This is a genomic window from Enterobacter cloacae complex sp. SHL009 (assembly GCF_049237205.1).
GTDB classification, from domain to species: Bacteria; Pseudomonadota; Gammaproteobacteria; order Enterobacterales; family Enterobacteriaceae; genus Enterobacter; species Enterobacter cloacae_M.
In genome coordinates this window covers 101903-114679 of record NZ_JBMKIW010000008.1, presented here as the reverse complement: position 1 = coordinate 114679, position 12777 = coordinate 101903, and the positions used below count along the sequence as shown (strand labels likewise).

Here is a 12777-nt window from a genome sequence, read left to right as displayed (position 1 = left end):
GGATAAAAAATGAAAAAGATTGCACTCTCTTTGGTGGCACTTGGGTTGCTCACGGCTCTGCCAGGCTTCGCGGCCACGCCCGCGCCGCTTCCGGCTGCCATTGCGAACCATGACGGCCCGATCCGCATCGCGGTGATCCGTAACCTCGGCTCAGACGACAACACCACACAGTTTATTGCCGGGGCAATTCAGGAAGGGAAAAAGCTCGGCTTTAAGGTCAGCACCTTTTTAAGCAACGGGGACGACGCCAAATTCCAGGACTTCGTGAACCAGGCGATCAGCCAGAAATATGACGGGATTATTCTCTCTCAGGGACGCGATCCGTACTCCACCGCGCTGGTGAAGAAAGCGGTGGATGCCGGTATCAAAGTCGCCGTCTTTGATACCGCCGTTAACGGCGAGATCCCGGGCGTAACCGTCACCCAGCAGGACGATGCCTCCCTGACGAACCTCTCCTTCGGCCAGCTGGCGAAAGATTTCAACGGCAAGGCCAATATCGTCAAGCTGTGGGTGGCGGGCTTCCCGCCGATGGAGCGTCGTCAGGCGGCGTATAAAGCGCTGCAAAAACAGTATCCGGACATTAAAGAGCTGGAGTCTATCGGCGCGGTCTCTTCCGACGTGCAGGGCGACACCGCCAACAAGGTGGGCGCAATCCTCGCTAAATACCCGAAAGGCAAAATCGATGCCATCTGGGGAACCTGGGACGCCTTCAGCCAGGGCGCGTATAAGGCGCTGAAAGAGAACGGCCGCACCGAGATTAAGCTCTACAGCATCGACATCTCCAACCAGGATCTGCAGCTTATGCGCGAGCCGGGCAGCCCGTGGAAAGTGAGCGTGGCGGTGGATCCGAAGCTGATTGGGGCGACCAACGTGCGTCTGGTGGCGAACAAGATTGCCGGGGAAGCGACGCCAGCGACCTACGATTTCAAAGCGGCGGCCATTCCTCAGGCGCTGCTGACCGCCCAGCCGGGCCCGGTGAACGTGGCGTCGCTGGGGAAAATCATTCCGGGCTGGGGCCAGACGGAAGATTTTATCGCGCCATGGTTTGCGACGCTGGAAGCGAAAAATAAATAAAATCAGGCCGGGTGGCGTCAGGTGCGGCCTGACGCCCTCACCCCGGCCCTCTCCCGCAGGGAGAGGGGGAAAACCAACAGTACCCGTAGGCCCGGTAAGCGTAGCGCCAACGGGCGAAAGGAGTTCAAGGTGTCTCAACTACCCCCACCCGAATACAGCCGCAATATGCGGCTGATTGGCCATAGCGATCAGGGCGGTCGTCCGGACGGCGTACAGCTGATGGTGCATCGCGGTTTCGCCTATATCGGCCATATGGTGTCGCAGGGCTTTTCGATTGTCGACGTGCGCGACCCGAAGAACCCGAAAGCGGCGGGCTACGTGCCCGCGCCGCCCGGCACCTGGAACGTGCACCTGCAGGCGCATGACGACCTGCTGCTGGTAATTAACGCCCGGGATCTGTTTGCCGATGCGCGTTTTGCCGATGAGAAGGTCTACTACACCCGCCAGGTAGGGGAGACCGTCAGCGACGTGCAGGACAAAGGCTGGAGCGCCGGGCTGCGCGTATTTGATATCTCCAAGCCCGACAGGCCGCGCGAAATCGGCTTTCTGTCGCTGAGCGGCATCGGCATTCACCGCATCTGGTACGTCGGCGGACGCTGGGCCTACGTTTCAGCACTCATTGACGGCTTTACCGACTACATCTTTCTGACCATCGACCTGGCGGACCCGCGCAAGCCTGAAGTGGCGGGGCGCTGGTGGCTGCCGGGGATGAACCAGGCGGAAGGGGAGAAGCCGAACTGGCCGGAAGGGAAACGCTACGCGCTGCACCACGCGATTATCGCGGGCGATACCGCCTACGGCAGCTGGCGCGACGGCGGCCTGACGCTGCTGGACGTGAAGGACCGCACCCGGCCGAAGCTGATTAGCCACCGCAACTGGAGCCCGCCGTTTGGCGGCGGGACGCACACCGCGCTGCCGCTGCCGGACCGCGATTTGCTGGTGGTGCTGGACGAAGCGGTGCTGGATAACCAGGAGGACGGCGAAAAGCTGATCTGGCTGTTTGATATCCGCGAGCCGTCGAACCCGGTGAGCATCTCGACCTTCCCGCAGCCGGATGAAACCGACTATGTGGCGAAAGGTGCGCATTTCGGGCCGCATAACCTGCACGAGAACCGGCCGGGGAGCTTCGTCAGCTCGACGCTGATTTTTGCGACGTATCAGAACGCGGGCGTGCGCGCGTATGACATTTCCAATCCGTATCGTCCGGTGGAAACCGGCGCGCTGGTGCCTGCGGCACCGGAGAAAATGATGGATACCCGCCCGAATCGCCCGCAGGTGATCCAGTCGTGTGACGTGTTTGTGGATGCACAGGGAATTATCTACAGCACGGATTATAACGGCGGGCTGTCGGTGATTGAGTATTTGGGGTAAGCGCAGTTTGATGCCCTCACCCCGGCCCTCTCCCACAGGGAGAGGGAGAAAATCAGAATCGTAGGCCCGGTAAGCGCAGCGCCACCGGGCACAAAGCCGGCACTCAGCTGTACTGCCGCACTCGTGCCACCAGATCTTCCGCGCTATCGATGCGGTCGGCAATGACAATCAGCGCTTTACCGAGCGTTATCGCGTGGCGCAGGCACTCGTGGCGCATCGCCTCGTCCTGGATGGTGTCGATATCCGCCACGTGGGAAAGCCCGACGCTGCGGCGAATGAGCTCGGTGCCGCAGAAGCCGATGGCGTCATGCCAGACCTTTTTCAGGAACGCGGAGGCATAGCCCGGCGCGCCGAGCGCGGCGTCGCGCGTTTTCTCGTTTGCCAGCGCCTGGAAGCGTTCCGCGAAGGTGTTCCACAGCTCCTGAATATCGGTCAGGCGCTGCTCGCGCGCGGCGGCGGCATCGCGAATGCCCAGGTGCCCCGGCAGCCCGCAGAAGTTCAGCAGCAGGTTGCCGATGGCGGTGCCGACGTCAAAGCCAATCGGGCCAAAGTAGCCGAACTCGGCGTCGATGGCCTTCAGGCTGCCGTCGGCCACAAAAATCGAGCCGCTGTGAATATCGCCGTGCAGGAGCGCTTCGGCGTGCGAGAAGAAGCGATGCTTCAGGGAGGCCACGGCAATTTTAAGCTGAGCGTCGTCGCGCAGGGCCGCGACGTCATTTTCCAGCTCGGCCGGGTAGCTGTTGCGCTCGTGGATCTGGTACGGATCGTTGAAGAACAGATCTTCGGTGATCTCGCACATCTCCGGGTTGATGAATTTCGCCACCTGCGCTTTCTTCTCGTGCGGGTGCAGGTAGAAATCGCTGGTGTAGAACAGCGCGTGCGCGAGGTATTCACCCAGCTGACGCGCCGCCAGCGGGTAATAATTATTTTTGATCAGCTCGCCGCGCCAGATGCGATGGCTGGAGAGATCTTCCATCATCATCACCGCCAGCTCCGGATCGAAGTGGTGGATTTTCACGGTGTGCTGCGGGCTGTGCCGGTAGTGCTCGACCAGGGTTTGCGCCTCCAGACGGGCGCGGTCCAGCGTCAGCGGCCAGGACTCGCCGACGCAGCGCACGTAGGGTAGCGCCTGCTTAACGACGATGCGGCTCACGCCCGCGCTGTCGAAAATTTTAAAGACCAGATTGAGGTTGCCGTCGCCAATCTCCTGCGCCTCTACCAACGATGAAGGATCGTCAAGTCCGCCAAACTGCCTGGCATACTCCACGGCATCCTGAGCGGTAAAGGTACGGTATTGCGACATGGCCTGCTCCTCACGAGTTTTTAAATTAAGACATGTAGACGTCTATACATCTGGATTTCATCCTGACACAATGTGCTACAACAACGCAACAGGGAATTAACGACATGCAGACATTACAGACGACCAGCCTGCGGGTGGCGAATAATCAGCTCTTTATTCTCGATCAGCAGGCGCTTCCGCAGGAGAAACGCTGGCTGAATGCCTCGACGGTAGAGGCGCTGGTCGGACATATCCACGCCCTGCGCGTGCGCGGCGCGCCGCTGATTGGTCTCTCTGCAAGCCTGCTGCTGGCGCTGCTGGCGGAAAACGGCAAAAGCCGCGACGAGCTGGCGGCGGCGCTGGAAACCCTGCGCGCCTCCCGCCCGACGGCGGTGAACCTGATGAACAATCTCGACCGCATGAAGATTGCGCTGTGGCAGGAAGAGTATGTTCCGGCGCTGGTGGCCGAAGCGCTGCGCCTGATTGACGAAGACAAACGGCTTTGCGACGCGATTGCGAAAGCCGGCAGCGCGCTGGTGAAGCCCGGCAGCCGTCTGCTGACCCACTGCAACACCGGCGGGCTGGCAACGGCAGGCGTTGGCACCGCATTGGGCGTGATTGCCCGCGCGCATCAGGACGGTAACGTCAGCAGCGTCTGGGTGGATGAAACCCGTCCGCTGCTGCAGGGCGGTAGACTGACCGCGTGGGAGTTGGGCGAGCTGGGCGTGCCGTATCAGCTGATTACCGATTCCATGGCCGCCAGCCTGATGGCGAAAGGGCTGGTGGATGCCGTGTGGGTGGGCGCAGACCGCATTGCCGCCAACGGCGACGTGGCGAACAAGATCGGCACCTATTCTCTGGCGGTGCTGGCGAAATTCCACGGCATTCCGTTCTACGTGGCCGCGCCGCAAACGACCCTGGATCCGGACTGCCCGAACGGGGACGCGATCCCGATTGAGCAGCGCGCCGCCAGCGAGGTGACGGGCGTCGCCGGAAGCTTTGGCGCGGTGCAGTGGGCGCCGGAAAACGCGCAGGTTTACAACCCGGCGTTTGACGTGACCCCTGCCTCGCTGATCAGCGGCTGGGTGCTGGATACGGGCGTGGTCACGCCGGAAGCGGTGGCAAACGGGAAATTCGCCTGAGTCCGGCTATCCTTTAAGGGGTTCCCTTAAGAGGACAATATCGTGACGCTCGATCCTGAAACTGACTTAAAACTGGAGCGCGTGGTGGATGCACCGCGCGACCTGCTGTGGCTCTGCTGGACCACGCCGGAACACATCAAAAACTTCTTCATTCCTGCTCCCCATAAGGTGACCGAATGCGATCTCGATCTCCGCGTGGGCGGGCGGTTCAACACCGTGTTTGATGTTGACGGTCAGCGGATGGATAACCGGGGCGTCTTTCTGGAAATCGATCCCGGTCAAAAGCTGGTCTTTACCGACGGCTATACCGAAGGCTGGAAACCGGCCGGGAAGCCGTTTATGACGGCGATCCTGCTGCTGGAGGATGTGGGCGAGGGCAAGACCCGCTACACGGCGATTGCGCGTCATCCGACGAAAGAAATCCGCGAACAGCATGAACAGATGGGCTTCCACGAAGGGTGGGGGATTGTGCTGGATCAGCTGGTGGGGTATGTGAAAGGACTGGAGCGTTGAAGCCCGAGCGGCCTGATGTCCTCACTCCGACCCTCTCCCACAGGGAGAGGGAGCAAACGCTAAAAACGGCAGCTATAGCTGCCGTTTTGCTTTTACCTATGCGAGGCGTGGATACGCATCCGCGATCGCATCGCCCGTAAACTGCGCCACCCAGCCTTCCGGATTGTCGAAAATACGAATGGCGGTAAAATTCGGCTCTGAGCCCATATCAAACCAGTGCGGCGTGCCCGCGGGAACGGAAATCAGGTCGTTTTTCTCGCACAGCACCTGATACACCTCATCATCAATGTGCAGGCAGAACAGCCCCGCGCCTTCCACGAAAAAGCGCACTTCGTCTTCGCCATGGGTATGTTCGTTCAGGAACTTCGCACGCAGCGCATCTTTGTGCGGGTTGTCGGCGCGCAGGCTGATCACATCCCAGCTCTGATAGCCTTTCTCCGCCACCAGCTTGTCGATCGCATGCTGATACGCCGCGATCACGGCTTCGGGCGCGGGATCGTGTCCTAAATCGCGATCCGCAGCCCAGCGTTCAAACCGCACGCCTTTGGCGTTGAGCTGCTGGGCTATCTCGGTGGCGTCGGTGCTGTACCACTGGTGTTGACTGGCGTCTTTATCGGAATAAATGGTCAATGCGCTCATGAAGGGATCTGCTCCGGATTAATCTCGTCAAACTGGTGGACCTGATGGTGATGGCTTGCGCCGTCATCATCACCGCGAATCAGCTGCAGGGTGCGAAAACCTGCCTGTTCAGCCGCGTCCAGCTCCTGATGAATATCGGACAGGAACAGGATCTGCGACGGGGCGATGCCCGTTTGCGTCGCAATGTTCTGATAAGACTGCACCTCGCGCTTGGCGCCGATGTGGGTGTCAAAATAGCCGCTGAACAGATGAGTAATATCACCTTCGTCGCTGTAGCCAAATAACAGTTTCTGCGCGGCGACGGAGCCAGAGGAATAAACATAGAGATCAATCCCTTGCGCTTTCCACTTTTCCAGCGCAGGCAGCACGTCCGGGTAGAGGTGTCCGGTAAAGTCGCCGTTAACGTAGCCGTCGTGCCAGATGATCCCCTGCAGGGCTTTGAGCGCGGTCGATTTGCGGTCTTCGTCCATAAAGGCAAACAGAGCGTCGATAAGTTCGCCGACGCTGGCGTGCGGGTTATCGATTTCATCACGCAGGTTGTCCAGAATGGATTTGACCGGCTCGGCGTACTGCTGCGCGGTCACGAAGGCCGCCAGCCGCTCACGCGCGTAGGGGAACAAAACATCATGGACAAAACGAATATCGCTGGTGGTCCCTTCAATATCCGTCACAATCGCGCGAATCATACTCTCTCCAGTTGTCGTAAACGCATTTCGCATTCAAATAGGAATTCTAGTCCTTCCAGATGACGGCGGGCCTCGGCCACATCGCGTCCCCAGCAGGTTAAGCCATGACCGCGCAGAAGAAAACCATAATTAAGCGGGCGCTCCTGCGCGTAATGGGCGATTCGGGAGGCGAGGGCGTCGATATCCTGGTCGTTATCAAAGACCGGGATAGCCACCGTATCCAGATGCGTGGTCTGCCCGGTGAGGGATTTTTGCATCTCAAAACCGCTGATGTTGAGCTCGGCTTCTTTGACCAGACGCGACAGTACCGTGGCGTTGACGGTATGAACGTGCAGGACGGCGTTGGCTTCCGGGAACAGGCGATAAATCAGCGTGTGAAGACCGGTTTCCGCCGACGGCCTGCGGCCAGACGGCGCGCGGTTGGTGGCAATTTCAACCTGCAGAAAGTCCGCCGTTGTCAGGCTGCCTTTGTCTTTGCCGGATTCGCTGAGCCAGCAGAGGTGTTCGTCCTGACGCACCGACATATTGCCGCCGGTGGCTGGCGCCCAGCCTTTAGCGCCAATCCAGCGGCAGGCGTCGACAAGATGTGTGAGTTGCAGGTTGTCTGTCATTTCCTTTTACCCTCGCGGTCAGGAATATTCATATGGTTTAGACGTCTAAGCGTCTTGATTGCCAAAGACTAACATCGTGTTATAGTGGCAGCAACATAAGTATTACAAGCAGGCACGACACAATGAGCAATAACGCTTTGATTCCGAAGAGTAAACTTCCCAATCTCGGTACTACCATCTTTACGCAGATGAGCGCTCTGGCGCAGCAGCACAACGCCATTAACCTTTCTCAGGGCTTCCCGGATTTCGATGGCCCTACCTATTTGCAGGAGCGTCTGGCGTACCACGTGGCGCAGGGGGCGAATCAGTATGCGCCGATGACGGGCGTGCAGGCGCTGCGGGAAGCCATTGCGGATAAAACGGCGGAGCTGTACGACCATAAGCCCGATGCGAACACCGACATTACGGTGACGGCAGGGGCGACCGAAGCGCTGTATGCGGCCATCACCGCGCTGGTGCGTGCGGGCGATGAAGTTATCTGCTTTGACCCGAGCTACGACAGCTATGCGCCTGCGGTTGAACTCTCCGGCGGCGTGGTGAAACGCGTGGCGCTTCAGCCGCCGCACTTTCGCCCTGACTGGCAGGCGTTTGCCGCGCTGCTGAGCGACAAAACCCGCCTGGTGATCCTGAACACCCCGCACAACCCGTCGGCGACGGTGTGGCAGAAAGCCGATTTCGCCGCGCTGTGGCAGGCGATTGCGGAGCGTGAAATTTACGTGCTCAGCGATGAAGTCTACGAGCACATCTGCTTTGCAGAAGAAGGACACGCCAGCGTGCTGGCCCATCCGCAGCTTCGCGAGCGCGCAATCGCTGTCTCGTCATTCGGTAAGACTTACCATATGACCGGCTGGAAAGTGGGCTACTGCGTCGCACCGGCCGCCATTAGCGCCGAGCTGCGCAAGGTGCACCAGTACCTGACCTTTGCCGTGAACACGCCGGCTCAGCTGGCGCTGGCGGATATGCTGCGCGCTGAACCCGGGCATTATCGCGAGCTGCCGCACTTCTATCGTGAACGTCGGGATCTGTTTGTGGCGGCGCTAAGTAAAAGCCGGCTGGAGATTTTACCCTCAGAAGGGACCTATTTTCTGCTCGCCGACTACAGCGCGATATCGGATCTGGACGACGTGCGTTTCTGCCAGTGGCTGACGAAAGAGGTGGGCGTGGCCGCTATTCCGCTGTCGGTATTTTGCGCCGATCCCTTCCCGCATAAGCTGATCCGTCTTTGCTTTGCGAAGCAGGAATCGACGCTGCTGGCGGCGGCAGAGCGTCTGAACACGCTCTGATTATTTCACCGTCCAGGCTTCTGAGTAACGACGGTCTGCAAACAGCTCCAGCAGACCGTTGATTTGCTTGAGGCGCAAGACTTCATCGCCGTCCATACCCAGTTCCCTGCTTATTCTCTCGTCATTCCAGCCAAGCTGCACCAGCTCGCGAACGATCTCCGACATGGCGTTAATCTGGTGTCGACCCCGCGCCCGGTTGTGACGAATCGTGGCGGCCATACGGTTATGTTTATCCTGCCGATCCCGACGCAGGCAGGTGATGGGGAGATAGCCCTTGAGCTGACGCTTCAGCGCCGCCCGATTTTTACCAATTTCATGGCGATGAAAACCATCCACAATTTCGTAGTGGTGCGGTTCGCTTTCAGTCACAACGATAGGTTGGGTGAATCCATCGAGCTCCAGTGACTGACTGAGCAGCCGTTTTTCTGGTGGCGCAACGTTATTGGGGTTGTAGTCGTTAGCGGTAATAGCGTCCTGTCTTATCCAGAGGACGCAGTCTATAGGTTGCTCACGAAATGGACTGTGTTTATGGATCGCTTCACGAAAGGCATTTATGGCGTTAATGCGCTCCTCTTCGGAAAGTGACTGAAGGTACGTTTCCATCTCGGTGATTAGTCTTTGTTGCATAATATGCCCCACTCCTTGCGTTTCGCCTTCACTCTTTCGCTGTAGCGCTGATAATGTTTGGGTTTGTTTGGGCTGAACGATAGCGCCCTGCACCAGTAGTCGTTATTCAGGAGAACCTTGCAAATACGGCGCCATGAGGGAATGTCTTTGGCTCCGATATCACCGTCCTGCGTATCGGGAATATCCTTTATGCCTCTCTTCTGATACCAGTGCAGATAAATGGCGATTTTATTGCGGTAATGCTCAGCCGTATGTTGCGGCATGCTGTCGAGGAGCAACATGGCATATTCGCGCCAGCACAGGTGTTCGGGTTTCAGAATTTTTCGGTGACCATAAAAATGGTTATCGTGTCCGGCGTACATCCCCCCGCTGCGCGCACCGCTCACGCGCTCACACATGGCCGCCCAGCGATCGGGCTCAACAACGTGGTAGAGCCATAATCCCTGACGCTGTTCAGGACCAAAGGGTTCACAAATCCGCATGTAGCGTAGCGGCACGCCAGCCTGAAACATCAGGTCATAGAGTGGGTTATAGCAACACCCTGATTTGGCGAACCAGGTCCATATATCGGCGGTTTTCCAGTCGTAGAGAGGGTAGATATACCAGGCATGTCCTCCCGGTGCGACGGTTGTCCAGGGTTTATCGTCGGCAAACCGCTGTTTACGCGCCGACGCGATAGCCAGAAAACGGTTGTAAGACTCATCGGCGCGGATGCCAATCAGTATCGCCGCCGGGCGATTGCAGGAGAACCAGTCGGAGAAACTGCGGACAAAGGTTTCAAACGTCATGCCTGGCTGGTAGAAGGAAAAAAAAGCGGGATCGGTAATCGCATCGTCAGGAGGCTGGCGGACCCATCGGGTGCCGGGTTCCCAGCATTGCCATTTCGGCTGGAATTGTGACAGTGAATTTTGCGTTGTCAGGGGAAGCGCGACCCACCAGAAATGGTCGATGACATCGCTGTACAACTCGCGCATATGTTCCACATGGGTAATGGTATGGGAAAACTGCGCTTCCCAGTCGATAAAGAGCACATCTATTTTGATTTTCATCAGTCGCGCCTGTTGGGCAACCAGATGCAGCATAATGGTGGAGTCTTTACCTCCTGAAAAAGAAACACAGGTTTTGGGAAAGTTTTCGAGAGTCCATTTTATTCGCTCCCGAGCAGCAGTAAGAACATCCTGATTTAAAGAGTATTTATAAAGTGACATGCTTATTCTCATCCTGAGGGATAAATACCTGACTGTAGGGTCAATGCTAATGAGAGGATTATATCAGTCAATTTTAATTAGATATGCTACGGTAATGATATCTCTTCAATAAAACTCGCGAATGCCGAGCTATTGAGCGCGGAACGGTTGTACATCATGTAAATATCAATGCTTGGGAATTGAATGTCAGTTTCCACTTTTCGCAGGTTGAGGGCTGGGCCATATTGTTCGAAGGCCGGCGCAGGTACTAATCCTATGAGATCGGACGAACCGATCGCCGACAGAAGGGATATAAAAGAGTCGCTACGATAGACGATATTTCTTTTGGTTAACAGGCTTTCGGCCTTTTCCTGATAGTCTTTGAAGCTGTTCTCATCGTTCAGGTAGGCGGTGAAGTTTTCATTCAGGATCTCTTCACGCGTGGGATTTTCACTGAGACGGGGATGGCCCTCACGACAAACGAGGACGAAAGGAAGTTTATGGTAGAGGCTACAGGCGACAGAATGATTGTTAGAAGAAGAAAATGAAAATATCAGGTCGGCTCTTCTGTAGGCTAAGAGATCTTCTGCTGAATCAGACGAAAGAAAAACATCATGTAATTCAATTGAATAATTATGGTTTTCCATCAGCAATTTTATAGGGTCAAGCGTTGCTTTCATACTCATAAAATGCGGGCAATAAATGACAAAGTTCTTCTTCAACCCGCTGCTGTGCATGATATTGATAGTCTGCTCCAGCTGGTTCAGGTTCTGTTCCAGATGATGATGCAGATTGACGCCGACGGTCGTGGGCGTGATCCCTTTACCGGAACGGATAAACAGAGGATCGTTGAGTTGCCCTCTCAGACGCTGCAGTGACTGGCTCACGGCAGAGGGTGTGATATACAGCGTCTCGGCGGCTTTACTGATACTAAGGTGCTGGTAAATGCACTCGAAAATGACTAACAGATTAAGATCGAATTTTTTAAGGTCATAGAGGTTTGCCATGTTTCGTCCTGAGGGTGCTGCGTTTGCTGTGGTTATCATATAACTGGTAACAATAGTTTGAGGCTAACTATTTATAATTCTTTCGGTTAATTCTCTTAGTTTTAAATTAAAAACATCTTAATATATCACGGTGGCAGATTATTGAAATAGTGCTTCGAAGGCGATTGAGATAACTTTATTGTAGAAAAGGGAGTGATCATTTTAAATGACAATTGCCATTTATATATCGCGATAGTTTTATAATAAAAATAAATCTATAACGCTCCGGAATGATGTTCGACGCAACCTATCACAGCCATAGGCAGGAATGCCTCTCTTATGGATTGCTCAATCCCTGCGCGGGTGGTGTAATCAAAAGGCTGTTACCGCCTTGATATAAAGGGTTGTAGAGCGCAACGCAACGCCAGTTTCGGCTGGCACTGAATGTACCTGCGGGGAATTCAGGTATCAGGGCCGCCCGTTGAGGCGGCCTTTTTACTTTTAGGCTTTCCTGTAAAAGGTTCACCTTGTTGTCTTGTCGACGTTGTAAGGTTTGGCTGATTGATTTGATAAAGCATACGCATTAGCCCCGATGAATAAAGTTGGTTACCTTACATCTCAACGAAAACACGGAGGAAGTACAGATGTCTTTGATTAACACCAAAATTAAACCTTTCAAAAACCAGGCGTTCAAAAACGGTGAGTTCATCGAAGTTACCGAGAAAGATACCGAAGGCCGCTGGAGCGTCTTCTTCTTCTATCCGGCTGACTTTACCTTCGTTTGCCCGACTGAACTGGGTGACGTGGCAGACCATTACGACGAACTGCAGAAGCTGGGCGTAGACGTTTACTCTGTCTCTACCGATACCCACTTCACCCACAAAGCATGGCACAGCAGCTCTGAAACCATCGCGAAAATCAAATACGCGATGATCGGCGACCCGACTGGCGCCCTGACCCGTAACTTCGACAACATGCGTGAAGATGAAGGCCTGGCTGACCGCGCCACCTTCGTTGTTGACCCACAGGGCATTATCCAGGCTATCGAAGTTACCGCTGAAGGTATCGGCCGTGATGCTTCTGACCTGCTGCGTAAAGTGAAAGCCGCTCAGTACGTGGCTTCTCACCCTGGCGAAGTATGCCCGGCGAAATGGAAAGAAGGCGAAGCGACGCTGGCTCCATCCCTGGACCTGGTTGGCAAGATCTAAGTTTGTAAAGCCTGGCGGCGCTGCGCTTGCACAGGCCTACAGTATCGTAGGCCGGCTAAACGAAGTGCCACCCGGCAATCAATGGGCGCACCCGCGCCCATTTCATTCCAGCACCATGATGCAAGTTGCATTCAGGCCGCCCGTATAAGGCAGCTTGCATGATGACGT

13 protein-coding genes are annotated in these 12777 nt (G+C 56.1%); 6 read left to right on the top strand and 7 right to left on the bottom strand.

The features are described from left to right. Positions 1–9 precede the first annotated feature (9 nt). Positions 10–1074 carry a sugar ABC transporter substrate-binding protein gene (locus ACOTZC_RS17800; RefSeq protein ID WP_163353554.1) on the top strand — a complete coding sequence of 355 codons (1065 nt, stop codon included), beginning with the start codon at positions 10–12 and terminating at the stop codon, positions 1072–1074. Positions 1075–1203: 129 nt separating this feature from the next. Then, positions 1204–2445 carry an LVIVD repeat-containing protein gene (locus ACOTZC_RS17795; RefSeq protein WP_213750975.1) on the top strand — a complete coding sequence of 414 codons (1242 nt, stop codon included), beginning with the start codon at positions 1204–1206 and terminating at the stop codon, positions 2443–2445. A 103-nt stretch (positions 2446–2548) separates the two neighbouring features. Here the strand turns inward: ACOTZC_RS17795 and mtnK are convergent, their stop codons facing one another. Then, positions 2549–3748 carry an S-methyl-5-thioribose kinase gene (gene mtnK / locus ACOTZC_RS17790; protein ID WP_047173404.1) on the bottom strand — a complete coding sequence of 400 codons (1200 nt, stop codon included), beginning with the start codon at positions 3746–3748 and terminating at the stop codon, positions 2549–2551. A gap of 104 nt (positions 3749–3852) precedes the next feature. Here mtnK and mtnA point away from each other — a divergent pair, with 104 nt between their 5' ends. After that, positions 3853–4869 carry an S-methyl-5-thioribose-1-phosphate isomerase gene (gene mtnA / locus ACOTZC_RS17785; protein WP_252040782.1) on the top strand — a complete coding sequence of 339 codons (1017 nt, stop codon included), beginning with the start codon at positions 3853–3855 and terminating at the stop codon, positions 4867–4869. Positions 4870–4911: 42 nt separating this feature from the next. Then, positions 4912–5382 carry an SRPBCC family protein gene (locus ACOTZC_RS17780; RefSeq protein ID WP_045402093.1) on the top strand — a complete coding sequence of 157 codons (471 nt, stop codon included), beginning with the start codon at positions 4912–4914 and terminating at the stop codon, positions 5380–5382. Between the two features lie 96 nt (positions 5383–5478). Here ACOTZC_RS17780 and ACOTZC_RS17775 read toward each other — a convergent pair whose 3' ends face one another. Genes ACOTZC_RS17775 through ACOTZC_RS17765 form a run of 3 tightly spaced genes read right to left on the bottom strand, consistent with a single transcriptional unit; the run spans position 5479 to position 7318 of the window. Beyond that, positions 5479–6021: a 1,2-dihydroxy-3-keto-5-methylthiopentene dioxygenase gene (locus ACOTZC_RS17775; protein WP_174259787.1), complete on the bottom strand. Its 543-nt coding sequence runs from the start codon at positions 6019–6021 to the stop codon at positions 5479–5481. Further along, positions 6018–6707, bottom strand: coding sequence for an acireductone synthase (gene mtnC / locus ACOTZC_RS17770; RefSeq protein WP_047173406.1), 690 nt, complete (start codon positions 6705–6707; stop codon positions 6018–6020). The genes ACOTZC_RS17775 and mtnC overlap by 4 nt, the downstream gene beginning before the upstream one ends. After that, positions 6704–7318, bottom strand: a complete 615-nt coding sequence (locus tag ACOTZC_RS17765; RefSeq protein ID WP_047173407.1) for a methylthioribulose 1-phosphate dehydratase — start codon at positions 7316–7318, stop codon at positions 6704–6706. The genes mtnC and ACOTZC_RS17765 overlap by 4 nt, the downstream gene beginning before the upstream one ends. 122 nt (positions 7319–7440) lie before the next feature. On the opposite strand from ACOTZC_RS17765, the gene ACOTZC_RS17760 reads away from it, so the two are divergent. Beyond that, entirely contained in the window at positions 7441–8601 is a 1161-nt protein-coding gene (locus tag ACOTZC_RS17760; RefSeq protein WP_047173408.1) for a pyridoxal phosphate-dependent aminotransferase, read from the top strand. Here the strand turns inward: ACOTZC_RS17760 and ACOTZC_RS17755 are convergent, their stop codons facing one another. The 3 genes from ACOTZC_RS17755 to citR all read right to left on the bottom strand — a co-directional run bounded on the left by ACOTZC_RS17755 (position 8602) and on the right by citR (position 11422). Further along, positions 8602–9228, bottom strand: coding sequence for an IbrB-like domain-containing protein (locus tag ACOTZC_RS17755; protein ID WP_045402112.1), 627 nt, complete (start codon positions 9226–9228; stop codon positions 8602–8604). It lies immediately after the preceding gene. Beyond that, positions 9213–10436 carry a phosphoadenosine phosphosulfate reductase gene (locus ACOTZC_RS17750; protein WP_023310728.1) on the bottom strand — a complete coding sequence of 408 codons (1224 nt, stop codon included), beginning with the start codon at positions 10434–10436 and terminating at the stop codon, positions 9213–9215. Before ACOTZC_RS17750 ends, ACOTZC_RS17755 begins: the two co-directional genes overlap by 16 nt. A gap of 86 nt (positions 10437–10522) precedes the next feature. Then, entirely contained in the window at positions 10523–11422 is a 900-nt protein-coding gene (gene citR / locus ACOTZC_RS17745; RefSeq protein WP_045402116.1) for a DNA-binding transcriptional repressor CitR, read from the bottom strand. Between the two features lie 623 nt (positions 11423–12045). Here citR and ahpC point away from each other — a divergent pair. After that, positions 12046–12609, top strand: coding sequence for an alkyl hydroperoxide reductase subunit C (gene ahpC / locus ACOTZC_RS17740; protein WP_008501015.1), 564 nt, complete (start codon positions 12046–12048; stop codon positions 12607–12609). Positions 12610–12777 lie beyond the last annotated feature (168 nt).

Bases quoted from the DNA above. Each gene is read 5' to 3' on its own strand.
- ACOTZC_RS17800 (WP_163353554.1), top strand. From the start codon at position 10: ATGAAAAAGATTGCACTCTCTTTGGTGGCACTTGGGTTGCTCACGGCT.
- mtnK (WP_047173404.1), bottom strand. From the start codon at position 3,748: ATGTCGCAATACCGTACCTTTACCGCTCAGGATGCCGTGGAGTATGCC.
- mtnA (WP_252040782.1), top strand. From the start codon at position 3,853: ATGCAGACATTACAGACGACCAGCCTGCGGGTGGCGAATAATCAGCTC.
- ACOTZC_RS17775 (WP_174259787.1), bottom strand. From the start codon at position 6,021: ATGAGCGCATTGACCATTTATTCCGATAAAGACGCCAGTCAACACCAG.
- mtnC (WP_047173406.1), bottom strand. From the start codon at position 6,707: ATGATTCGCGCGATTGTGACGGATATTGAAGGGACCACCAGCGATATT.
- ACOTZC_RS17765 (WP_047173407.1), bottom strand. From the start codon at position 7,318: ATGACAGACAACCTGCAACTCACACATCTTGTCGACGCCTGCCGCTGG.
- ACOTZC_RS17760 (WP_047173408.1), top strand. From the start codon at position 7,441: ATGAGCAATAACGCTTTGATTCCGAAGAGTAAACTTCCCAATCTCGGT.
- ACOTZC_RS17755 (WP_045402112.1), bottom strand. From the start codon at position 9,228: ATGCAACAAAGACTAATCACCGAGATGGAAACGTACCTTCAGTCACTT.
- ACOTZC_RS17750 (WP_023310728.1), bottom strand. From the start codon at position 10,436: ATGTCACTTTATAAATACTCTTTAAATCAGGATGTTCTTACTGCTGCT.
- citR (WP_045402116.1), bottom strand. From the start codon at position 11,422: ATGGCAAACCTCTATGACCTTAAAAAATTCGATCTTAATCTGTTAGTC.
- ahpC (WP_008501015.1), top strand. From the start codon at position 12,046: ATGTCTTTGATTAACACCAAAATTAAACCTTTCAAAAACCAGGCGTTC.